The organism is Acinetobacter sp. Brlt_5, assembly GCF_051949055.1.
GTDB classification, from domain to species: domain Bacteria; phylum Pseudomonadota; class Gammaproteobacteria; order Pseudomonadales; family Moraxellaceae; genus Acinetobacter; species Acinetobacter indicus.
On sequence record NZ_JAYJLP010000022.1, the window covers coordinates 24,768 to 33,726 of the forward strand.

An 8,959-nucleotide genomic window follows, 5' to 3' on the forward strand; every position below is an offset into this window, starting at 1 on the left:
GACATTGTGTTTATGCTTTTATATTTCTAAGATGATGAAAAAATCAACACAAATAGAGTAAAAACTCCAATGTCATACGCTTTAAACGAACTCAAAGTTTTAGATTTTTCCACCTTGTTACCCGGACCATTTGCCACGCTTTATCTGGCCGATTTAGGCGCAGAAGTGGTGCATATTGAATCACCGAACCGTCCCGATTTGGTCCGGCTATTTCCGCCCTATGCCAATGGCCAAGCGACTTCGCACAGTTATCTGAACCGTAATAAACAGTCGGTGACGCTGAATTTAAAAGACCCGGACAGCATTGCACAAATTAAAGCCAAAATTAAAGATTACGATATTGTGGTTGAGCAGTTTCGCCCCGGGGTAATGCAGCGTTTGGGGCTGGATTATGCCACATTGGCAGAAATTCATCCCGGACTGATTTATTGTTCCATTACCGGCTATGGACAAAGCGGTTCCTATCAGGCCAAGGCTGGACATGATATCAATTATTTAGCACTTTCTGGCATTGCCGGGCATAGTGGCCGAGCACAGTCGGGGCCACCGCCAATGGGTATTCAGATTGCCGATGTCGCAGGTGGTTCGCTACATGCGCTGGTCGGCATACTGGCCGCCGTCATTGAGCGACAAAGCAGCGGACAGGGACAATATATTGATATTTCCATGACTGACTGTGTGGCGGCCTTAAACAATATGGCTGCGGCAGCCAGCCTGGCCGGACAGGAACAGCAGCGTCCCGAAGCTGGCCATTTAAATGGCGCGATTTTTTATGACTATTATCGTACCTCAGATGGCCGCTATCTTTCGATCGGTGGTTTGGAGCCACAATTTATGCAAGGTCTGGCCGCGGTCCTGGAGTTGCCACTAATTGTGGAAAAAGGAAGTTCTTTTGATTCAGACGACCGGCAGGCGGTGAAACAGGCCATTGGCAATAAAATTCAATCCAAAAGCTGGGTAGAATGGCAGCAAATATTTGCCGAGCAGGATGTTTGTGTCGAACCGGTGCTGTATTTAGAAGAAGCACTGCATTCACCACTGGCCCAGCAACGCGAATGGGTGGTTCAAGTGCCACTGGAACAGGACAGCCCAGACACTGAAGCGCAGTTGGCCTGCCCGATTAAATTCTCGCGCTCCAAAGCTCGTTATGATTTCCGTGGCCAAGGTTTGGGGCAGGGGAACTGGTAACGCGCCGGTCTATAAAAGAGGTTTATCAGCCAATATAAGATGTTTATCCAGACCCAAAAGTGAGGATAAACATCTTATGAAAAAAAATGCTAAATAACGCAAAAAATAATGAAAGATCCAGAAAATAATAATGAATGGCTGCAAAGGCTTGCTTACAGCGCAAGTCCAGCTGACTTATCAATAAAATCGCTATGAAATATGTAAAAAACGCATTTTGTTGATAGATAAAATGTCGCTATCCTGTCGGTCGTTATAATGAAACTACTAGCTGTACGCCATGTATTTATATACTGATTTCGATCAGCAACTGATTAATGAACGTGTTGCGCAGTTCCGTGACCAGACGGAACGTTATTTAGCGGGCAAATTGACAGAAGATGAATATCGTCCACTTCGTCTCCAAAATGGTTTATATGTACAGCGCTATGCGCCAATGTTACGTATTGCCGTGCCTTATGGTTTAATGAGCTCGACCCAGCTGCGTAAAGTCGCTGCCTTGGCCAAGGCCTATGACCGTGGTTATGCCCACGTTTCAACACGTCAAAATATTCAGTTTAACTGGCCTGCACTAGAAAACGTGCCAGATATGCTGGCTGAACTGGCCACAGTTCAGATGCACGCGATTCAAACCTCAGGTAACTGTATCCGGAATACCACCACGGACCAGTATGCCGGTGTGGTCGCTGGTGAAATTGCCGATCCGCGTCCGACCTGTGAGCTGATCCGTCAATGGTCGACTTTCCATCCAGAATTTGCCTTCTTGCCACGTAAATTCAAGATTGCGGTATCTGCACTTGAAGAAATTGACCGTGCGGCAACTGCTTTCCATGATATTGGTGTGTATATTGTACGCAATGCAGCCGGCGAAATGGGCTATAAAATCATGGTTGGCGGTGGTTTGGGTCGTACCCCAATCATCGGTGCAGTGATTAAAGAATGGCTGCCACGTGAAGACTTAATTGCTTACTTGGAAGCAGTGCTGCGTGTCTATAACCTGCACGGCCGTCGTGATAACAAATATAAAGCACGTATCAAGATTCTGGTAAAAGCACTCACGCCAGAAGTATTTGCCGAGAAAGTTGAAGCTGAATTTGCACATACGGTGAAAACCTTAAAAGTCGATGCAGACACCCTGAAAAAAATGGATGAGAACTTTACGCCATTCGATTATCAGGACTATGCAGATGAGGACTTCACCGCGCTGTTTGCACAATATCCGAAGTTCAAGCAATGGTTTAACATCAATACCAATGCACACAAAGTGAAAGGCTACCGTATTGTCACCATTTCACTGAAACGTGCCGGTATTGCCCCGGGTGATGTCACCACGGAAGAAATGAACCTGATCGCTGACCTGGCTGATCAGTACACTTTCGGTGAATTACGTACTACACACGAGCAGAATATTGCCCTGGTAGATGTACCACAAAAAGACCTGTTTGCCTTATGGCAAACCTTGGATCAACACAACCTGGCGCGTGCGCACATTGGTTTCTTGACTGATATTATCTGCTGCCCAGGCGGTGATTTCTGCTCGCTGGCCAATGCCAAATCAATTCCAATTTCTGAAGCGATTTCACGCCGTTTTGATGACCTTGATACCATTTACAACCTGGGTAAACTGGATCTGAACATCTCCGGTTGTATGAATGCCTGTGGTCATCACCATGTCGGCAACATCGGGATTTTAGGTGTTGATAAAAAAGGCGCGGAATTCTACCAGATTACCCTGGGTGGTAATGCTGATCATGATGCCTCAATCGGTGACATCTTAGGGCCATCATTTGCTGCGGAAAAAGTGCCAGATGTGGTGGAAGAAATTTTAAATACTTATCTTGACCTGCGCCAGGAAGGTGAAGAGTTTATTGATACCTATCGCCGTGTTGGCATTCAACCATTTAAGGAGCGTGCATATGCTTAATACCGCACTACAAGTGCTCTCTAAAGATGGCACGATTGCAGACAATACTTACCAAATTATTGGTGAAGATGGCGTGTTACCACAAGGTGATGTGGTTTTAACGGTTGAGCAGCTCGATCAACTTGCTAATGTTTCAGGTAAAAAAGCATTGTACTTAACCGTAGATGCTTCGCCTGAAACCAATGAGTTTCCGTTAGATCAACTCGATGCCATTTTTATTGAGTTTGCAGGCTTTAACGATGGTCGTGGTTATTCATTTGCTGCACTGCTTCGCCGTCAGGGTTTTGAAGGTGAACTTCGTGCCACAGGTGATGTATTTAAAGACGTACTGAACTATATGAAGCGTTCCGGTTTCGATACCTTCGTGATTAAAGAAGGTAAAGATATTCAGGAAGCGGCAGCCGGTCTGGGTGATTTTACCCATCCTTATCAGGCTTCGACGGCCGTGGCTCAGGCACGTTATCAAACGGGTGCTTAATTTCACCCGTTGCGAAAAACCTCCGTCAGGAGGTTTTTTTGTTTTTATGCGATAGATTTAGATCAGCATCGCGACTGACTTTGCTTTAATTTGGTGCAAATACAACATTGTGGCACAATATGGTGCATTCTGTGAGCAGGCTGAATCATGGCTTGAATCCACAGAAGAAGCACCCAATCATCTTCGTTTTATGAATCTGATTTGGAAAAGTTTAACTATTAGCTTGAAGTGACTTGTCTGTATGCAACATTCTATTCGTATTGGTATTGCTGGTTATGGCAATTTAGGGCGTGGTGTGGAAACTGCCATTCAAAAGAATCCAGATTTACAGCTTGTGGGTATTTTTACTCGCCGTGCGCCTGAAACTGTTTCACCCTGCTTTACTGAAACCAAAGTTTTTCATATGGATGCATTGGTTGACTTCCAGAATCAGATTGATGTACTGATTTTATGTGGTGGATCGAAAGATGATTTGCCTAAACAGACCCCTGAATTAGCAAGTAAATTTAATACTGTCGACAGCTTTGATACGCATGCGCGTATTCCAGAGTTCTTTGATGCTGTAAATGCGCCAGCACTTGCGAACAAGAAAACAGCCATGATTTCGATTGGCTGGGACCCGGGTATGTTCTCTATCAATCGTTTGTTCGGTGAAGCCTTACTTCCAGACGGTGAAACCTATACCTTCTGGGGTAAAGGTTTGAGTCAGGGGCACTCAGATGCGATTCGTCGTGTTGAGGGTGTGAAAGCGGGTGTGCAATATACCATTCCCTCCACCGATGCGATGGACAAGGTGCGTAGTGGTTCACGTCCAGAGTTAAGCACCCGAGATAAGCATACGCGTGAGTGCTATGTGGTACTTGAAGAAGGTGCAGATGCCGCTAAGGTTGAACAAGCGATTGTGACCATGCCGGACTATTTTGCGGACTACAATACAACGGTAAATTTCATTGATGAAGAAACTCTTCGCAATGAACACAATCGTATGCCACATGGTGGATTCGTGATTCGCAGTGGCAATACCAGCGATGCCCATAATCAAGTCATGGAATTCTCTTTAAAACTGGAGAGTAATCCTGAGTTCACCGCAAGCGTACTGGTGGCTTATGCACGTGCGTGTTACCGCATGAACCAGATGGGTCAGTATGGTGCGAAAACCGCATTTGATGTTGCACCAGGTTTATTGTCGATGAAGTCACCGGAACAACTGCGTAAAGAAATTCTTTAAGTATTAAAATTTAAACGGTTACTTTAATTGTGATGATAAAAAGCCCCCAAGTGAAGGCTTTTTATTTTCCTTCCTAGTAGTTCTCTCTCCCTTTGGGAGAGAGTTAGAGAGAGGGTAGATCTCTCCCTGGCCCTCTCCTTGTAGGAGAGGATTGGGAATGATTGATTGAATCCCTCTAAGTCTCCCCTTTAAGAAAGGGAGACTTTCAATTAAAGCAACTCAATCGCCACAGCAGTTGCTTCACCACCACCGATACACAGGGCTGCGATACCACGCTTGCCGCCGGTACGTTTCAGGGCATGAATCAGGGTTAAAATAATACGTGAACCGGTCGAACCAACTGGGTGACCAAGTGCACAGGCACCGCCATTGATGTTGACTTTTTCTGGGTCCAGTTTGAACTCGTCCATTGGACACATGGTCACCATGGCAAAAGCTTCATTGATTTCCCACAGATCCACATCTGCAACCGTCCAGCCGGTTTTATCCAGAACTTTTTGAATTGCACCGACTGGCGCAATGGTAAATTCAGATGGATGCTGTGAATTCGAAGCATAGGCAATTAGCTTGGCTAGCGGTTGTAAACCTTTTGCTGCAGCGTTGTCTGCTGAGGTTAATACAAGTGCAGATGCACCATCCGAAATAGAGCTGGCATTGGCCGCAGTAATGGTGCCATCTTTAGCAAACGCTGGGCGTAGTGTTGGAATTTTTTCAATATTGGCGTTGAATGGTTGTTCATCTTTATCGACCACGACATCGCCTTTACGGGTAGACACCGTTACAGGCACGATTTCATCGGTAAAATAACCTTCATTCACTGCAGTTTGTGCACGTTTTAATGAACGAATAGCAAAGTCATCCATTTGCTCGCGGGTATAACCTTTGGTATTGGCCATGTCCTGTGCAAAAGAACCCATTAAACGGCCGGTTTCTGCATCTTCAAGGCCATCTAGGAACATATGGTCTTTGACTTCACCATGGCCCATACGGAAACCGCCGCGTGCTTTTGGCAGGATATACGGCGCATTGGTCATTGATTCCATACCACCAGCAACCACGTAAGTTGCTGAACCGGCTTTAATCATATCTGCGGCTTGCATGACCGCTTTCATGCCTGAACCACACAGTTTGTTAATGGTTACAGCACCGGTTGAATCCGGTAAGCCTGCCTTACGCATGGCTTGACGTGCAGGACCCTGTTTTAAGCCGGCCGGTAAAACACAGCCCATAATGACTTCTTCGATATCGGTCGGTTGTAAGCCAGCACGAGAAATAGCGGCTTGAATGGTGGCTGCACCTAAGTCGGGTGCGGTTAAACTGGCAAGACTACCCTGAAAACCACCCATTGCTGTCCGTGCACCATTAACAATTACGATATCCGTCATCGTTGTATCTCCAATCTGTTTCTAATCAATTCAATATTTATTTTGAGCTTAAGCCCTAGCAGTATAGGGGAAAAATCCACAGAATAAAGCGTAATTTTCATACATCTTTAGACGCATAAGTTTTAGCAGCTATTGGGAAATTCTATGCGTAGAAAACCACGATTACTGAGGAAAATACGCTGATTGGGGGTAAAACCTGAACAATAATAAAAACTGCCATTAGAGCCTAAAGGTAAACCCTGCTGGGCGTTAAATCTGAGACTGGGCAGAGACAGGGCGCCTTTCCATTCCAGGTTACCGTATTTCAGGCGGGTCTTTTCGGTTAAGACAATGGATTCACCAGAATCGAGGCTGCGGTTGCGGTTATGATCGATAAAAATAATAAAACCGCTGTTCCATTGATTATTCTGACATTGCTGCAGATCGGCACTCGGACAAATCACAATATTGGCACGATAGGTGAGGGCTTGGGATTTGGCCAGGTTAATACTATATTGCAGTAAATAACGGATGCGCTTGGCTTCTTGCTGTGCCAAGTATTGCTGGAAATGAGGCAAAGCAATCGCACTAATGATGCCAATGATTGCCATCACCACAATGAGTTCAAACAGGCTAAAGCCTGAAGTGTGAGATTTAATTGAGTACATACTAAGTAGACCTATAATTTTTATATTTTTATTATGTTTCTGTAATACAAAATATTGTTTTGTAATATTTTTCTAGGTTGTCATTATTTTTACGCATCTTTCTATAAAGCTGCTAAAATAAAGTGGAAGTGACAATAAGCTATCCACAACAAAAAATTGAGTAAAAATTTACCGAATTACAACGGAAATTGTAAGTAATTTTGTCAATAATTTACTTGATTAAAATTATCAAGCACTTGGAAAAAGAATAAAGTGTTTGTATGATTCAAAGTGACTAGCTTAAAAAGAAAACTGGGGTAAAAAAAGCCTATCTCAGGATAGCCAAAACTTTAGGCTTGAGCTTGAACAACAATTTGTTATCTCTGGAGGATAAATCCATGAAAATGAGTCGTATTGCATTGGCAATGCTCGTAGCTGCGCCTTTAGCAGCTGCAAACGCAGGCGTAACTGTTACTCCATTAATGCTTGGTTACACTTTCCAAGACACTCAGCACAACAATGGTGGTGATGACGGTGAGTTAACTACTTCTGGTCAAATGGAAGATGATTTATTTGTAGGTGCTGCACTTGGTGTTGAACTTACTCCTTGGTTAGGTTTCGAAGCTGAATATAGCCAAGTTAAAGGCGATATGACTGATTTGGCTGGTGCTGAATACAAAGGTCAAAACATCGCGGGTAACTTCTACGCGACTTCAGACGTATTCACTAAAAACTATGACAGCAAAGTTAAGCCATACGTATTATTAGGTGCTGGTCACTACAAGTATGAGTTTGATGGTGCTACAGAAGCTGAATTAGGCCGTGTAGGTCGTGGCTTTAAAGAAGAAGGTACTTTAGGTAATGCTGGTGTGGGTGCATTCTGGCACTTAAACGATGCATTAGCGCTGCGTACTGAAGCACGTGGTACTTACCACTTTGACGAAAAATTCTGGAACTACACTGCTTTAGCAGGTCTGAACGTTGTTCTTGGTGGCCGTTTGAAACCAGCTGCTCCAGTAGTAGAAGTTGCTCCAGTTGAGCCAGTTGCTCCAGTTCAACCAGCTCCACAAGAGTTGACTGAAGACCTGAACATGGAACTTCGCGTATTCTTTGATACCAACAAATCAAACATCAAAGATCAATACAAGCCAGAAATCGCTAAAGTTGCTGAAAAACTGGTTGAATATCCAAACGCAACAGCGCGTATCGAAGGTCACACAGACAACACTGGTCCACGTGCACTGAACGAACGTTTATCTTTAGCTCGTGCGAACTCTGTGAAATCTTCACTTGTAAACGAATACAACGTTGACCCAGCTCGTCTGTCAACTCAAGGTTTCGCTTGGGATCAACCGATTGCTGACAACAACACCAAAGAAGGTCGTGCTATGAACCGTCGTGTATTCGCGACAATCACTGGTAGCCGTACAGTTACTGTACAACCAGAAGCAGCTGCTCAATAATTTGAGTAGACCTTAGAAAAAACGACTCTTCGGAGTCGTTTTTTTTTATAATGGAATTTTATTGCCTTAAAAATCCCGCAGTCTGGGTAAGATGGATTATGAGCACAGAAATTCCGGATCAACTCCTTCAACTTGAAGCCAATGGTGGTATTTTTGCTATTTGGAAGATTTTTCAGCACTATGGGATTGATCTGGAAATTGCCGATCTGGTCCAGCTGTGCCGGCATAATAATGAAGATGGCACTTTCGGAATTGCGCTAGCAGTGGGGTTGAAAAAGCTGGGGCTTGAGGTGAGCTTTCATACCGATCCTGATCCGCACCAGCACCCGACGGAAGTGTTGTGTTATCAGGAAGCGCAGCAATTACAGATTCCGCTACAGCCGGCACTCAGCTATAGCGCTTTGCAGACATATGTTGATCAGGGCCGCTTTGTGATTGTGTTTTATGACACGCTAGAAGGCGTGGGAAATCATTCCTTAATCTATTCGATGGATGCAGAAGAAGTCTGTTTTTTTGACAGCTTTGATGCAATGCCAGCACAGGTTTTCGAGCAGCAGCGTCAGGCAGAGGGCATTTGCCGTCAGGCCATTGTGATTGATGACCGAAATTTTGTGATGCGTTATAGCTAAGCCACATTTATCGAGATCATAAAAAAAGCAGTCACTTGGAC

Annotated in this window: 8 protein-coding genes; 6 read left to right on the plus strand and 2 right to left on the minus strand. The window is 44.5% G+C overall.

What is annotated here, in order from left to right; genetic code table 11:
• Positions 1-69 precede the first annotated feature (69 nt).
• From VF685_RS12745 to VF685_RS12760, 4 genes are all read left to right on the plus strand, one after another.
• A complete protein-coding gene (locus VF685_RS12745; RefSeq protein ID WP_286385197.1) occupies positions 70-1,188 on the plus strand; it encodes a CaiB/BaiF CoA transferase family protein in 1,119 nt (372 codons plus the stop codon).
• Positions 1,189-1,465: 277 nt separating this feature from the next.
• Positions 1,466-3,109, plus strand: coding sequence for a nitrite/sulfite reductase (locus VF685_RS12750; protein WP_016659814.1), 1,644 nt, complete (start codon positions 1,466-1,468; stop codon positions 3,107-3,109).
• Positions 3,102-3,587: a DUF934 domain-containing protein gene (locus VF685_RS12755; RefSeq protein WP_005175797.1), complete on the plus strand. Its 486-nt coding sequence runs from the start codon at positions 3,102-3,104 to the stop codon at positions 3,585-3,587. The genes VF685_RS12750 and VF685_RS12755 overlap by 8 nt, the downstream gene beginning before the upstream one ends.
• A gap of 241 nt (positions 3,588-3,828) precedes the next feature.
• A complete protein-coding gene (locus tag VF685_RS12760) occupies positions 3,829-4,815 on the plus strand; it encodes a diaminopimelate dehydrogenase (RefSeq protein ID WP_286385198.1) in 987 nt (328 codons plus the stop codon).
• Positions 4,816-5,024: 209 nt separating this feature from the next.
• Here the strand turns inward: VF685_RS12760 and VF685_RS12765 are convergent, their stop codons facing one another.
• A complete protein-coding gene (locus VF685_RS12765) occupies positions 5,025-6,200 on the minus strand; it encodes a thiolase family protein (protein ID WP_104470652.1) in 1,176 nt (391 codons plus the stop codon).
• Positions 6,201-6,322: 122 nt separating this feature from the next.
• Positions 6,323-6,847, minus strand: a complete 525-nt coding sequence (locus VF685_RS12770) for a GspH/FimT family pseudopilin (protein WP_168384084.1) — start codon at positions 6,845-6,847, stop codon at positions 6,323-6,325.
• A gap of 377 nt (positions 6,848-7,224) precedes the next feature.
• Between VF685_RS12770 and omp38 the strand changes: the two genes are divergently transcribed.
• Complete coding sequence (gene omp38 / locus VF685_RS12775) at positions 7,225-8,289, plus strand: outer membrane protein Omp38 (protein WP_104471996.1); 1,065 nt, start codon at positions 7,225-7,227, stop codon at positions 8,287-8,289.
• Between the two features lie 98 nt (positions 8,290-8,387).
• On the plus strand, positions 8,388-8,918 hold the full coding sequence (locus VF685_RS12780) for a peptidase C39 (RefSeq protein WP_205779509.1): 531 nt from the start codon (positions 8,388-8,390) through the stop codon (positions 8,916-8,918).
• Positions 8,919-8,959 lie beyond the last annotated feature (41 nt).